Genomic DNA, 11,987 nt, shown 5'->3' with positions numbered 1-11,987 from the left:
CCCTCTTGATTCAAGGCGTGAGATAAGAACCGGTCAATACTCTGGTCCGGACCAGTTTCTGACGCTCACTCAGTTTCCGCGGGCTTCACCCGGCGGTGCACCGACCGCCCGAGCCGCCGGCCCAGCAGCAGCCAACCGAGCAGCGCGCCCGTGGTGTTGAGGATGACGTCGTCGATGTCGAAGGCCCGCCCGGTGACCAGCGCGCCCTGGATCAGTTCCACCACCAGCATCACCAGGGCCGTGAGCACCAGCACCTGGAGCATGCCCCGGGCGCGCGGCGCCAGGACCGGGACCAACACCCCGAAAGGCACGCCGAGGAGCACGTTCCCGCCGATCTGCTTGACCGTGTCCCGCCACGGCGCGTACTCGAAGTAGGCCGACAGCGACCGCCCGGGGTGCAGATTGCTGTGCGTCAGCGACACCGACGCCGGGGACGGCTGCAGCGTGAGCCGGGCCAGTACGACCGCGAACGCAACCATGAACGCGAACGCGACCAGCATCGCCAGCAGCCGCAGCGGAAGCGCGAGCGCGTGCGGTGCGGCCGCCGGGCGGGTCCGGGCGGGCGTCTCCCGCTTCTTGGGCGTGCGCAGCGCGGTGGGCAGGCGTAGCGCGGTCCGGGCCATTCGGTCACTCTCCTGGAATAGACAACGTCCCCGTTTCCCAGCGCGGTTACCCCTGAACCGGCGCGGAATGCCGTCGCCCGGACGGCGGCCGTAGCGCGTCGGCGGTTTCCGTTCACGCCTCCGGGGCACTCCGGCCCCCGGACCCGCGTGCCGCCCGCCCTTCGCGGGCCGGGCGGTGCTTGGATGCCCCGAGCGGCGTATCGGAACGAACCGCCGCACAACGCCCAGCCGAGCGGACCGAGGAGACGGCGATGACCGGGCGCACGTCCCCGCGCGGCACCCCGCGCACCGTCCTGCTCGCCCTGGCCGAGCTGCTGGCCTGGTGGACCGCCCTCGCCCTGCTGTGGCTGGTTCTCATCACCTCCGTCGACACCCTGGAGCGGATCGTCGGCGCGAGCGCCGCCGCGGTGGGGGCGCTGCTCGCCCGGGCCGGACGGCGGGCGGTGACCTGGCGGTGAACGGCTGGATCCTGGCGGCGACCGTCCTGCTGGCCGGGGGAGGGGCGGCCGTGCTGTGGGGGGTGGCCTCCGGCCCGCTGCCCCGCCGGGTGGTGGCGCAGAACCTGACCACCTCCGTGGCCTGCCCGGCGCTGCTGCTGCTCGCCCAGGGCTACGACCGCCCCGCCTACGTCGACCTCGCACTGCTGATGGCCCTCCTGGGCCCGGTCGGCACCCTCGTCTTCGCCCGTCTGCTCGCCGCCGACCTGGCGGGTGAACGGCCCGCCGCCTGGGGCCTGACCTGGGCCGCGGCCACGCTCGGCGCGGTGGTCGTGGTGGCCGTGTGCGTGGCCGTCGGGCCGGGCCGGGCCATGGTGAAGCTGCTGGTGACCGGCGTCCTGCTGGTCGGCGGGAACCTCATCGCCTCCCGTGCGCTGTCGAGCGGGTTCGAGGAGGTGCGCGGTGACTGACACGGCGCGCGGCGGTCGCGGGGGAGGTGCGGCATGGCCGACGCGGTGATCGTCGTGGCGCTGCTGCTGGTGGCGGCCACCGCCACCGCCGCGGTGGCGGTGCGCGATCCGGCGCGGCAGGCCCTGGTGCTGTCCCTGCTGGGCGTCACGCTGGCCGTGCTGTTCACCGTGCTCCAGGCCCCGGACGTCGGCCTGTCGCAGCTGGCCGTGGGCTCCGCCGTCACCCCGCTGCTCGTCATGCTGTCCGTGCGCAAGGTCCGCCGGCGCGGCCGGACCGAGGACGAGTCCCGGTGAGCCGCCGGCTGCGGCTGTGGCTGCTCGCCGTGGGCGGGGCCGGGCTGGCCGCCCTGCTGGTCGCCGCCGCCCTTGACCTGCCCTCCTTCGGCGGCGCGAGCCACCCCTACGGCGACCGGGCCGTCCGGGCCTCCCTCGCCCGGCACACCGCGAACACCGTCGCCTCCGTCAACTTCGACCAGCGGGCCTACGACACGCTCGGCGAGATGAGCATCCTGTTCGCCGCCGTCCTCGGCTGCGTGGTGCTCCTGCGGCAGGCCCGCGACGAGCACCGGGCGCAGCCGGAGCCCGCCGAGCCGGCCCGGCCGGTCCGCCGCTACGCGCTGGTCGTGCTGCCCGTCGCCCTGGTCACCGGCATCTACGTCGTCGCACACGGCCAGCTCAGCCCCGGCGGCGGCTTCCAGGGCGGGGTCGTCGCCGCGACCGCGCTGCACCTGCTGTACCTCGGCGCCGACTACCGCGCCCTGGAACGGGTCCGCCCCCTCGGCCTCTTCGAGGCCTCCGACGCCCTCGCGGTCTGCGCCTACCTCGTGCTCGGCCTCGCCGGCGTCGTCGCGGGCACCGCCTTCCTGGCCAACACGCTGCTGCCGTACGGGACGTTCAACACGCTGGCGTCCGGCGGCATCGTCCCGCTGCTGAACGCGGCCATCGGAGTGGAGGTGGCCTGCGCGGTGGTCGTACTGCTCGCCGGCTTCCTGGACCAGGCCGCCGAGATCGAGGAGGAACAGGGGAGTTGAGAGCGCCGTGATGCACGTGCTGCCCTACCTGGTCGCCGCCTACATCTTCCTGGCCGGCGCCTACGGCCTGGCCACCAGCCGCAATCTGATCCACGCGGTCGGCTGCCTGGCCGTGTGCCAGTCGGCCACGTACGTCCTGCTGCTGGCGGTGGGCTACCGCGACGGCGCCACAGCGCCCGTCTTCTCCGACCTGAAGCCCGGCTCGCGGCCGGTCGTCGACCCGGTCGTGCAGGCCCTCACCCTCACCGACATCGTCGTCGGCGCCACCGTCACCGCCATGCTGCTCGCCCTCGTCCTGCAGATCGCCAAGCGGCACGGCACCGTCGACCCCGACGAACTCAGGGAGCTGCGCGGCTGATGCACCACCTGCTCCCGCTGCTCGTCGCGGTGCCGCTGCTCGGCGCCGCGCTGCTGGTGGCCATGGGCCGCTTCCTGCCCCGGCGCGCCGCCGAGATCACCGGCTGCGCGGTCTCCGGTGGCACCGCCGCGCTCGCCCTGGTCCTGCTGCCGCACTCCCCACCCCCGCTGGTCGAGTGGGCCGGCGGGTGGCGTCCCACCGGCGCCGGCAGCGTCGGCATCGTGCTGGTGGGCGACGGGCCCGCCCTCGGCATGGCCACCCTCGCCTCGCTGCTCACCCTGGCGGCGCTCGCGTACTCCTGGCGGTACTTCGACGAGCCGCCGCGCGGCCACTCCGGCTCCTTCCCCGCGCTGATGCTGGCCTTCCAGGGCGCGATGTGCGGGTTCGCGATCGCGGGCGACCTGTTCAACGCCTTCGTGTTCTTCGAGCTGATGAGCGTGGTCGCGTACGCGCTGACCGGCTACCGGATCGACGAGGCGAAGGCGGTGCAGGGCGCGCTGACCTTCGGCGTGGTCAACTCGCTGGGGGCCTACGCCCTGCTGATGGGCATCGCGCTGCTGTACGCCCGCACCGGTGAGCTGTCCATGACGAGGATCGGCCGGGGGCTCGACGCGCACGGACCGCCGGACGCCCTGGTCCTCGCCTCCTTCGTACTGGTGATGACCGGGCTGCTGGTGAAGGCGGCGGCCGTACCGTTCCACTTCTGGCTCCCGGACGCGCACGCGGTCGCGCCGACCCCGGTCTGCATGCTGCTCTCCGGCGTCATGGTCGAGCTCGGCTCCTACGGCGTCTGGCGGGTGTACGGCACGGTCTTCGCCGGCCCCGGCGGCATTCCCGCCCCGGCACTGACCAGCGCCCTGGTCACGCTCGGCACGCTCACCGCCGTCATCGGCTCTGCCATGTGCTGGTACCAGCGGCACATCAAGCGCCTCCTGGCCTACTCGACGGTCGCGCACACCGGGCTGTTCCTGATCGGCCTCGGCGTGCTCAGCCCCGAGGGCGACGACGGGATCGCGCTGTACATCCTGGGCCACGCCGCCGTGAAGGCCGCGCTGTTCGCCTGCTCCGGCGCCCTGCTCGACCGGTACGGCAGCGTCGACGAGCACGCCCTGCACGGCAGGGCGCGGGAACTGCGCGGCTTCGCGGTGATGTTCGCCGTCGGCGGCCTCGCCCTCGCCGGTCTGCCGCCGTTCGGCACGGCGCTCGGCAAGGCGATCGCCGAGGAGGCCGTGGGCGGGCCGCTCACCGTGGTGTTCGTGGGTGCTTCCGCGGTCACCGGCGCGGCCGTGCTGCGCGTCACCTCCCGGGTGTTCCTCGGCCTCGGCCCGCGCCCGCGGGACGCGGAGTACGAGACCAGCGGCTCCGACGAGCGGCCGGAGACGACCGGCATCCTGCGGCGCGTCCCGGACAGCATGACGGCGGTGCCCGCCGTGCTGCTCGCCGCCGCGTTCGCCGCCGGGGTCGCCCCGGGCTTCGGCGATGTGGTGGCCCGGTCCGTCAACGAGGCCGGCTCTGGCGGCGCCCACGCCTCCGCGCACTGGACGCTCGCCGGCGTCCTGCTGGGCCTGCTCTCGGCGCTGCTCGCGGTGGCCCTCGCCACGTCCGCCGTGACCCGGCCGGGTCGGGTGGGCGCCCCGGACCGGGCCCTGCCCCTGCGCCGGCTGCAGTCGGGCCACGTCGGCGACTACGTGGCCTGGCTGCTGGTGGGCGCCACCGCGCTCGGGGCGCTGGCGCTGCCGGGCGTCCTGGGCGGCTGACGCTCAGGCCCCGTAGGACACGTGCACCTCCTTGAACCCGAGGGAGTGCAGCAGCCCCTGCAGCATGTCGGTGGTGTTGGACTCGGCCCGCCCGGTCAGCCCGCTGTCCTTCGCGGCGTCGCCGATGTGCCGCACGGCGAGCTTCTGCACCGCCTGCTCGCCGTTGGGGTTGTCCGAGAACAGGTCGCCGAGCCGGTCGAGCAGACCGCGCTGCTTGGACACGGCGTAGGAGCGGTCCGGGTCCAGGGCGGGCCTGCCGAGCCGCGCGTGCGGCAACCGGAGCGTGGCCGTCGTCCGGTCGCCGTTCACCGACACGTCCTTGTCCCCGACCGCGCCGAGGTCCACATAGGCGTCCACGGTGCCCGCGCCGACGTACAGCGTGCGGGTGCCGCGGATCGCGTCGGGCAGGAACTTCGCGTCCTTCTCCAGGTCGACGACCACCTGGAAGTTGCCGGAGGCGGCGTCGTAACGGCTCATGTCCTGGATGGACTTCAGGAGCGCGGGGCCGCTCCGGTCGTGCGTCTCGGTGCCGAACAGGTCCTTGATGCCCGGGAGCACGGCCAGCCGGATGCCCGCGAACAGCACCACCAGCACCAGCACGAACGCGGTCACCACCTTGGCCCAGCCGGGCATGCGGCGGGGCAGGCGTCTGGCTTCAGTCGTCATGGCGACCCTCCTTCCTGCTGACACTGATGCCCGTCAAACGCGGGAGCAGACCGCGCCATTGAGTGGACGACGGCCCCGGGCGCCGGACCACGGCCGGGACGGGCGCGTCCGGCACACCGCTGCCGGGGGCCGGGAAGCGCCGCCAGTAGCATGACGGCGCAGCCCGTGCTGATCAGCGAGGAGCGGATCGTGCGAGACATCGCCGTCTTCAGTGGCAGTGCCCATCCCGAGCTGGCCGTGGAGGTCTGCGCCCACCTCGGCGTGCCGCTCAGCCCGACCCGGGTCAGCCGGTTCGCCAACGACTGCCTGGAGGTGCAGCTCCAGGCCAACTGCCGGGAGCGGGACGTCTTCCTGATCCAGCCGCTGGTCCGGCCGGTGCAGGAGCACCTGGTCGAACTGCTGATGATGTGCGACGCCGCCCGGGGCGCCTCCGCCGCCCGGATCACCGTCGTCATGCCGCACTACTCCTACGCCCGCTCCGACAAGAAGGACGCGCCCCGCATCTCCCTCGGCGGCCGGCTGGTCGCCGACCTGCTGACGGCCGCGGGCGCGAGCAGGGTGCTCGCCATGACCCTGCACGCGCCCCAGGTGCACGGCTTCTTCTCGGTGCCGGTGGACCATCTGCACGCCCTGCGCGAACTGGCCGCGCACTTCGCGCGGTACGACCTGACGCGCACCACCGTCGTCTCCCCGGACCTCGGCAACGCCAAGGAGGCCGCCGCCTTCGCCCGGCTGATCGACGCCCAGGTGGCTGCGGGCGCCAAGCAGCGGTTCGCGGACGACCGGGTGAGCATCAGCTCCGTCATCGGCGAGGTCACCGACCGGGACGTCATCGTCCTGGACGACGAGATCGCCAAGGGCAGCACCGTGCTCGAACTGCTGCAGAAACTGCGCGAGATGAGGCCGCGCTCGATCCGGGTGGCGTGCACGCACGGGCTGTTCGCGTCCGGCGCCCTCAAGCGGCTGAGCGAGCAGCCGGACGTGCTGGAGATCGTCTGCACCAACACCGTGCCGATCCCGGCGGACGAGCACACCGACAAGCTCCGCGTCCTGTCGATCGCCCCGGCCCTCGCCGAGGCCGTGCGCCGCATCCACAACGGCGAGTCCGTCAGCGCCCTGTTCGAGGACCCGCGGGGCGCCTGACGGCGAGGAGCCGCGGGGCGCCTGACGGCGAGGAGCCGCGGGGCGCCTGCGGCTCACAGGGAGCCGGACGCGGCCTCGGACCGCTTCAGGGCGGCGTCCAGAGTCGGCTGCGGCGGCAGCAGCCGGGACAGGCCGGTGACCCGCAGCACCCGGAGGGTCAGCGGATGGGTGCACACCAGATGCAGCCGGCCGCCCCGCTCCAGCACCCGGCCGCGCGCCCGGTACAGCAGGCGCAGGCCGGAGCAGTCGAAGAAGTCCACGGCGCGCAGGTCGATCACGATCAGAGCCCCGGGCCGACCGGTCGCCCGGTCCAGCGCGGGGACGATCTCGGCCGCCGCCGCGATGTCGATCTCACCGCGGAACTCCAGCACGGTGTGCCCGCGGTCCTCTCGCACGCGCAGATGCCGGGTGCGTGGCGTGTCCTGTCGCACGACGGCACCACCTCCCACCCGCGCCCGGAAAAGCATGACCCTCGACCGTCAAGTTACCCTCGATAGAAGGAATTTGAGCATGTTCGATTGACATATGTCTTCGGGTTTCACGCGTGTCGCCGTGTGGCCTGGGTGACAAAGCGGCGGCGGCGCGGGAGCGCGGGCCCGCCGTCGCCGGGCCCACGCTCACCCTCCCGCCCAGGTCAGTCCACCAGCAGGACCAGCTTGCCCGTCGTCCGTCCGGTGTCGCCCAGCTCGTGCGCCTTGGCCGCTTCGGCGAGCGGGAAGGCGCCCGCGACGGTGGCGCGCAGCCGGCCCGACTCCGCCAGCTCCGCCACCGTGTTCATCCCGGACCGGTCGGCGTCCACCAGCATCCGCACCGCCCGCACCCCGAGCCGCTCGGCCTCCTCGAGGAACTCCCGCGAACCGACCGGCAGGATCGACACCACGACGCCGCCCGGCCGCAGCACCCGCAGCGACCGTACGGACGTGTCCCCGCCGAGGGTGTCCAGGACGACGTCGACGTCCCGTACCGCCTCGGCGAAGTCGGTGGAGCGGTAGTCGATCGCCTCGTCGACGCCGATCTCCCGCAGGAAGTCGTGCTTCCCCGCGCTCGCGGTGCCGATCACGTACGCGCCGCGCGCCTTGGCGATCTGGACGGCCACGTGTCCCACCCCGCCGGCCGCGGCGTGGATCAGCACCCGCTGCCCGGGCCGCACGTCGGCGTGCTCGGTCAGGGCCTGCAGGGCCGTCAGCGACACCAGCGGGAGCGCGCCCGCCTGGACGTGGTCGAGCGAGGCCGGCTTGTGGGTCAGGGCGCGGGCCGGGACGGTGACGTACTCGGCGTGCGAGCCGTGGCCGAAGGGGTAGGGCAGCATGCCGAAGACCTCGTCACCGGGCCGGAAGGCGGCCACGCCGATCCCGGTCTCGGCGACCTCGCCGGAGACGTCCCAGCCGAGGACGAACGGCGGTTCCCCCAGGAAGCCGCCGGTCGCCCGGTGCTTCCAGTCGGTCGGGTTGACCCCGGCGGCCCGCACCCGGACCAGTACCTCGTTCGGCCGAGGCGCGGGCCGCTCGACCCGTACCTCCTTCAGCACCTCGGGACCGCCGAGGACGTCCTGGCGGATGGCGCGCATCGTGTTCACATCGCTCATGGTCACCCAGCCTGCCCGGCGGCGCCCGCCCGGGAAATGGCACGATGGCCAACCTCCGATAGGATCGTGCCATGCGTGGCACAGCGAGCCCGGAACGGGTGGCGGTCCTGGCCCTCGACGGCGCCTACCCCTTCGAACTGGGCATTCCCAGCCGCATCCTCGGCGCCGCCGACGGCCGCTACGAGGTGCTGACCTGCAGCGTCGACGGCCAACCGGTGCGCAGCAGCGCGGACTTCACCATCGGCGTCGAACACGGACCGGAACTGCTGGAGACGGCGGACACGGTCGTGGTCACCTCCGTCGCCCCCGCCCGCCTCCCCACCGGGCTGCCGGAGGCCGTCGCCGCCGCTCTCGCCCGGATCCGCCCCGACGCGCGGATCGTCTCCATATGCACCGCGGCCTTCGTGCTGGCCGAGGCGGGGCTCCTCGACGGCCGCAGGGCCACCACCCACTGGCACCTCGCCGACCTGTTCCGCCGCAGGTACCCGCGGGTCGAGCTGGACCCGGACGTGCTGTTCGTCGAGGACGGCCGGACCCTGACCTCGGCCGGGGCCGCCGCCGGCGTCGACATCTGCCTGCACCTGGTGCGCAGCGACCACGGCAGCGCCCTGGCCAACTTCGTCGCCCGCTGCTGCGTCGTCCCCCCGTTCCGCGAGGGCGGCCAGGCCCAGTACATCGAGCAGCCCGTCCCCGAGAACGGCACCTCCGGCACGGCCGCCACCCGCGCCTGGGCCCTGGAGCGGCTGGCCGAGCCGCTCACCCTGACGGAACTCGCCCAGCACGCCCGGATGAGCCTGCGCACCTTCGCCCGCCGCTTCCACGACGAGGTCGGGATCAGCCCCGGCCGCTGGCTCATCCAGCAGCGCGTCGGCCGCGCCCGGCACCTGCTGGAGTCCAGCGACCTGCCGGTGGACCGGATCGCCGCCGAGGTCGGCTTCGCCACCGGCGCCTCCCTGCGCCAGCACCTGCACGCCTCCATCGGGGTCTCCCCGCAGGCCTACCGGCGGACGTTCCAGAAAGCCCGCTGAGGCCCGCTGAACGTTCCGCGCCCCTCGGCCGTCCAAGGAGCGGACAACGGGCAGGCGGGAACAGGGGTGGGACATGCGCGCGGGACTCGTGGCGGTGGCGGTGCTTGCGGCCGTGGCGGCGGTGGGATGCGACGACGGGACCGGAGTACGGGTGGTGGTCCGCGGCACGCCCCCGGCCACCCCGTACGACGGACCGCTGCACGTGGCCACACGGGACACGGACGAGTCCGGTCCGCGTGCGCTGCGGCAGGCCTCCGGGGCGGCCGGGCGGGCGCTGGAGTGCGACGGGGAGATCTACGACGGCGGCGGCCCCGACGGCTGGAGCAGGGCCGACGGCGGTGACACGCCGGAGGACGGGCTGAAGCTCTACTTCGACCTGTTCGAACCCGAGCTGCCCGGCCACGGCTACCGCGAGGAGCGCGCGGAGGCCGGCCGGGTGCTGTACTCCTTCGACGTCCACGGGCGCACCAAGGTGGCCGTGGTGGTGGCCGAGGACCAGCCCGGCCGCCCGGGCTGGGGCCCGGAGACCTACGCCTCCTGCGACCCCGCCGAACTCCCCGCCCGCTACGCGGAGGCCGCGGGGGTGGAGGTGTGGACGGACCGCGACGGCGGGCGCGTACCGGTGCGCAGGCTCACCGGCTGGACCGGACCGGAGCACTGCGACTGGCAGTCGGCCCGCTTCATCGACCTGGACGGCCGCACCTACGCCCGTGACCCCGAGGGCGTGCTCGCCCGCGACGGCCTCCTCCGGGCGCCGTACCGCGCGCACGCCCCGCTGCCGGCGACGGCCCGTGACACCGGGTACCACTATCGCGGACTGCGGCTGTGGCTGACGCCCGCCCGGGACACCGCCTACGTCCGCACCGCCACCGGCACGGAGGCCTGGCCGCAGACGAAGAGCCGCATCGCCTGCAAGTGACGGTCCGACGGCCGCGGTTCGCGCCCGGTGGGTCGCCCAGCCGCCCGGCGCCGGTGCCGGCACCGGGCTGGAAGAGCTGACCGGCCGCGAACGCGAGGCCGTCGTCCTGGTCGCGCGGGGCCTGTCCAACGACGAGATCGCCGACAGCATGGTGATCAGCCCCCTGACCGCGAAGACCCACATCAACCGGGCCATGTCGAAGCTGCGTGCCCGCGACCGGGCACAACTCGTGATCCTGGCCTACGAGTCCGGCCTGGTGACCCCGCGTACCTCCTGACCCCGCGTCACGCGCACCCGGAGCCGTCCCAGCAGGCCGCTCGGCAGGCAGCCGGGATCCGCGGCACCGACCCGGTTGTCTCGGGCAACGCCGTGCGCGGGGCGCGCGGGGCCGTCGAAGCCGCTGACGGCCCCGCGCTCAGGTTGTCACTGCGGGAAGGTCGGCCAGACGCCCACCTTCGTCACCGCCGTGGTGGTGATGCCCGTGGAGCCGCCTCGCAGGAGGAGGCTGGTCTGCTCGTAGTCGTTGTCGCCGATCACGAGGTCGGCGTCGCCGTCCCGGTCGGTGTCGCGCAGGCGGACGAATAGGCCGAACCGCTCCCACTGGGTCGGGCTGCCGGGGACGCCGGCGGTGGCGCGGGTGAACCACTGCGAACCCGCGCCGGTCAGCCCCGCCCTGCCGCCGCGCAGGATGTGCACGCCGCCCGCCGAGGCGACCGTGCCGACCTTCTCCTCCTCCGAGCTGACCGCGAGGTCGGGGTAGCCGTCGCGGTTCGTGTCGCCGGCGGAGAGGGTGTCGCCGAAGCCGTCGTTCTTCGTCGCGGCCGTGGCGACGCCCGAAGTGGACTGTGTCAGGCGGTACTTGGTCGTGGGCCCGGTGGCGCCGCCGCGGACGACGACGACCGAGCCGGCGCCGTTGTTGTAGCTGGTGTCGCTGACGGCCAGGTTGCCGTAGCCGTTCTTGTCGAAGTCGGCGATGACGCCTCTGGGGCTGTAGTCGGGGTGGGAGTTGTCGATCGGGGTGACCTTGGAAGCGGGCTTGACGGTGCTGCCGCCGCGCAGGAACCAGGCGTCCAGGGTCATCTTGTCGTTGCGGTAGCCCTGCCCGAGGACGTACAGGTCGGTGGCCTTGTCGTCGGTGACCCTCCCGGCGACGAGCCCGGCGGGCTCCAGGATGTCGGGGGAACCGGGCGGCAGGTGGTGCTTGGTGACGGTGCCGGTCGTCCCGCTCTTGGAGAAGCCGCCCCGGAAGACGTACGCGGTGTCGAGGGAGTCGATCACCGCCAGGTCGGGCTTGCCGTCGCCGTTGAAGTCGCCGGTCTCGACGCCCTTGCCGAAGCCCCGGTACTTGACGGCGGCGACGGGGAGCCGGGTGGCCTTCGTGCCGAGGCCGGAGGCCGCGCCCCACATGATGGTGACCGCACCCGAGTCGACCTTGTCGCTCACCTTCTCGGTGAAGTCGGCGACCGCGAGATCGGCGTAGCCGTCCGCGTTGAGGTCGGCGGCGGCGAGGTCCGCACCGAACGCGTCCCCGTAGCCGCCGGCGTCCCCGGCGGCCCCGGGTACGCCCGTGCTGCTCTGGGTGAACGTCTTGGTCACCGTGCCGGGGCCGGTGGCGGTCCCGTAGGTGACGGTGAAGGAGCCGCCGAAGGAGGCCTGGGCGTAGTCCCGGTAACCGTCGCCGTTGAAGTCGTCGGCGTACTTCGCGGCCGCGGCCGCGGCGGGGCTCGAGAGGGCCAGCAGCCCTCCGCCGGTGAGGGACACCGCGGTGGCGGTCGCGAGGGCGAGCCGCAGCGCGCGGGGCATCCTGGGCGTGAACATGCGTCTCCTGCGTGCGCGCGGGACCGGCGGGGCCGGCTCCTGGTGATCTTGTGGTGCGGGGTACAGGGGAGACGCATGGTGGGGGAGAAGGGTTGTATCCCGGGGCCGCTCCTTCGCGGGCCGGCCGTGGGGACCCGACCGCCCAGGGCCGA

At 73.7% G+C, this 11,987-nt stretch carries 14 protein-coding genes and 1 pseudogene; 10 read left to right on the top strand and 5 right to left on the bottom strand.

Translation table 11 applies throughout. From position 1 onward, the window contains the following. Window positions 1–65 precede the first annotated feature (65 nt). Window positions 66–623, bottom strand: coding sequence for a VanZ family protein (locus tag ACZ7JA_RS23310; RefSeq protein WP_351671306.1), 558 nt, complete (start codon window positions 621–623; stop codon window positions 66–68). 251 nt (window positions 624–874) lie between these two features. On the opposite strand from ACZ7JA_RS23310, the gene ACZ7JA_RS23305 reads away from it, so the two are divergent. The 6 genes from ACZ7JA_RS23305 to ACZ7JA_RS23280 are packed head-to-tail and all read left to right on the top strand — an operon-like array spanning window position 875 to window position 4,676. Further along, window positions 875–1,081: a hypothetical protein gene (locus ACZ7JA_RS23305; protein ID WP_351671309.1), complete on the top strand. Its 207-nt coding sequence runs from the start codon at window positions 875–877 to the stop codon at window positions 1,079–1,081. Next, window positions 1,078–1,530, top strand: coding sequence for an MrpF/PhaF family protein (locus tag ACZ7JA_RS23300; RefSeq protein ID WP_470810158.1), 453 nt, complete (start codon window positions 1,078–1,080; stop codon window positions 1,528–1,530). The genes ACZ7JA_RS23305 and ACZ7JA_RS23300 overlap by 4 nt, the downstream gene beginning before the upstream one ends. Window positions 1,531–1,563: 33 nt before the next feature. After that, window positions 1,564–1,824 (top strand): Na(+)/H(+) antiporter subunit B, encoded by a 261-nt coding sequence (locus ACZ7JA_RS23295; protein WP_351671315.1) that lies wholly within the window; start codon window positions 1,564–1,566, stop codon window positions 1,822–1,824. Next, window positions 1,821–2,561 carry an MnhB domain-containing protein gene (locus ACZ7JA_RS23290; protein ID WP_470810155.1) on the top strand — a complete coding sequence of 247 codons (741 nt, stop codon included), beginning with the start codon at window positions 1,821–1,823 and terminating at the stop codon, window positions 2,559–2,561. Before ACZ7JA_RS23295 ends, ACZ7JA_RS23290 begins: the two co-directional genes overlap by 4 nt. Before the next feature lie 10 nt (window positions 2,562–2,571). Beyond that, window positions 2,572–2,919, top strand: a complete 348-nt coding sequence (locus tag ACZ7JA_RS23285; protein WP_351671417.1) for a sodium:proton antiporter — start codon at window positions 2,572–2,574, stop codon at window positions 2,917–2,919. Further along, window positions 2,919–4,676 carry a complex I subunit 5 family protein gene (locus tag ACZ7JA_RS23280; RefSeq protein WP_470810153.1) on the top strand — a complete coding sequence of 586 codons (1,758 nt, stop codon included), beginning with the start codon at window positions 2,919–2,921 and terminating at the stop codon, window positions 4,674–4,676. The genes ACZ7JA_RS23285 and ACZ7JA_RS23280 overlap by 1 nt, the downstream gene beginning before the upstream one ends. A gap of 3 nt (window positions 4,677–4,679) precedes the next feature. On the opposite strand, the gene ACZ7JA_RS23275 is transcribed toward ACZ7JA_RS23280, so the two are convergent. After that, complete coding sequence (locus ACZ7JA_RS23275) at window positions 4,680–5,342, bottom strand: DUF4230 domain-containing protein (RefSeq protein ID WP_351671324.1); 663 nt, start codon at window positions 5,340–5,342, stop codon at window positions 4,680–4,682. Between the two features lie 189 nt (window positions 5,343–5,531). Between ACZ7JA_RS23275 and ACZ7JA_RS23270 the strand changes: the two genes are divergently transcribed. Next, window positions 5,532–6,485: a ribose-phosphate diphosphokinase gene (locus ACZ7JA_RS23270; protein WP_470810542.1), complete on the top strand. Its 954-nt coding sequence runs from the start codon at window positions 5,532–5,534 to the stop codon at window positions 6,483–6,485. A 53-nt stretch (window positions 6,486–6,538) separates the two neighbouring features. Here the strand turns inward: ACZ7JA_RS23270 and ACZ7JA_RS23265 are convergent, their stop codons facing one another. After that, entirely contained in the window at window positions 6,539–6,952 is a 414-nt protein-coding gene (locus tag ACZ7JA_RS23265; RefSeq protein ID WP_351671327.1) for an anti-sigma factor antagonist, read from the bottom strand. 167 nt (window positions 6,953–7,119) lie between these two features. Then, window positions 7,120–8,070: an NADP-dependent oxidoreductase gene (locus ACZ7JA_RS23260; RefSeq protein WP_389301723.1), complete on the bottom strand. Its 951-nt coding sequence runs from the start codon at window positions 8,068–8,070 to the stop codon at window positions 7,120–7,122. Window positions 8,071–8,141: 71 nt separating this feature from the next. Between ACZ7JA_RS23260 and ACZ7JA_RS23255 the strand changes: the two genes are divergently transcribed. The 3 genes and pseudogenes from ACZ7JA_RS23255 to ACZ7JA_RS23245 form a co-directional block, all read left to right on the top strand. Then, on the top strand, window positions 8,142–9,098 hold the full coding sequence (locus ACZ7JA_RS23255) for a GlxA family transcriptional regulator (protein ID WP_470810149.1): 957 nt from the start codon (window positions 8,142–8,144) through the stop codon (window positions 9,096–9,098). Between the two features lie 73 nt (window positions 9,099–9,171). Then, window positions 9,172–10,017, top strand: a complete 846-nt coding sequence (locus ACZ7JA_RS23250) for a hypothetical protein (protein WP_351671335.1) — start codon at window positions 9,172–9,174, stop codon at window positions 10,015–10,017. A gap of 25 nt (window positions 10,018–10,042) precedes the next feature. Beyond that, window positions 10,043–10,294, top strand: a pseudogene (locus ACZ7JA_RS23245) (response regulator transcription factor); the annotation flags it as partial. 146 nt (window positions 10,295–10,440) lie between these two features. Here ACZ7JA_RS23245 and ACZ7JA_RS23240 read toward each other — a convergent pair. Next, window positions 10,441–11,835, bottom strand: coding sequence for an FG-GAP repeat domain-containing protein (locus ACZ7JA_RS23240; RefSeq protein ID WP_470810147.1), 1,395 nt, complete (start codon window positions 11,833–11,835; stop codon window positions 10,441–10,443). Between the last annotated feature and the right edge of the window lie 152 nt (window positions 11,836–11,987).

The organism is Streptomyces sp. NPDC038135, assembly GCF_055601245.1.
This window is presented reverse-complemented; position numbering and strand designations above follow the sequence as displayed.

What these genes read in the sequence shown, in the direction of transcription:
- ACZ7JA_RS23310 (WP_351671306.1), bottom strand. Translation starts at nt 623, where the DNA reads ATGGCCCGGACCGCGCTACGCCTGCCCACCGCGCTGCGCACGCCCAAG.
- ACZ7JA_RS23305 (WP_351671309.1), top strand. Translation starts at nt 875, where the DNA reads ATGACCGGGCGCACGTCCCCGCGCGGCACCCCGCGCACCGTCCTGCTC.
- ACZ7JA_RS23295 (WP_351671315.1), top strand. Translation starts at nt 1,564, where the DNA reads ATGGCCGACGCGGTGATCGTCGTGGCGCTGCTGCTGGTGGCGGCCACC.
- ACZ7JA_RS23285 (WP_351671417.1), top strand. Translation starts at nt 2,572, where the DNA reads ATGCACGTGCTGCCCTACCTGGTCGCCGCCTACATCTTCCTGGCCGGC.
- ACZ7JA_RS23280 (WP_470810153.1), top strand. Translation starts at nt 2,919, where the DNA reads ATGCACCACCTGCTCCCGCTGCTCGTCGCGGTGCCGCTGCTCGGCGCC.
- ACZ7JA_RS23275 (WP_351671324.1), bottom strand. Translation starts at nt 5,342, where the DNA reads ATGACGACTGAAGCCAGACGCCTGCCCCGCCGCATGCCCGGCTGGGCC.
- ACZ7JA_RS23265 (WP_351671327.1), bottom strand. Translation starts at nt 6,952, where the DNA reads ATGCTTTTCCGGGCGCGGGTGGGAGGTGGTGCCGTCGTGCGACAGGAC.
- ACZ7JA_RS23260 (WP_389301723.1), bottom strand. Translation starts at nt 8,070, where the DNA reads ATGAGCGATGTGAACACGATGCGCGCCATCCGCCAGGACGTCCTCGGC.
- ACZ7JA_RS23255 (WP_470810149.1), top strand. Translation starts at nt 8,142, where the DNA reads ATGCGTGGCACAGCGAGCCCGGAACGGGTGGCGGTCCTGGCCCTCGAC.
- ACZ7JA_RS23250 (WP_351671335.1), top strand. Translation starts at nt 9,172, where the DNA reads ATGCGCGCGGGACTCGTGGCGGTGGCGGTGCTTGCGGCCGTGGCGGCG.
- ACZ7JA_RS23240 (WP_470810147.1), bottom strand. Translation starts at nt 11,835, where the DNA reads ATGTTCACGCCCAGGATGCCCCGCGCGCTGCGGCTCGCCCTCGCGACC.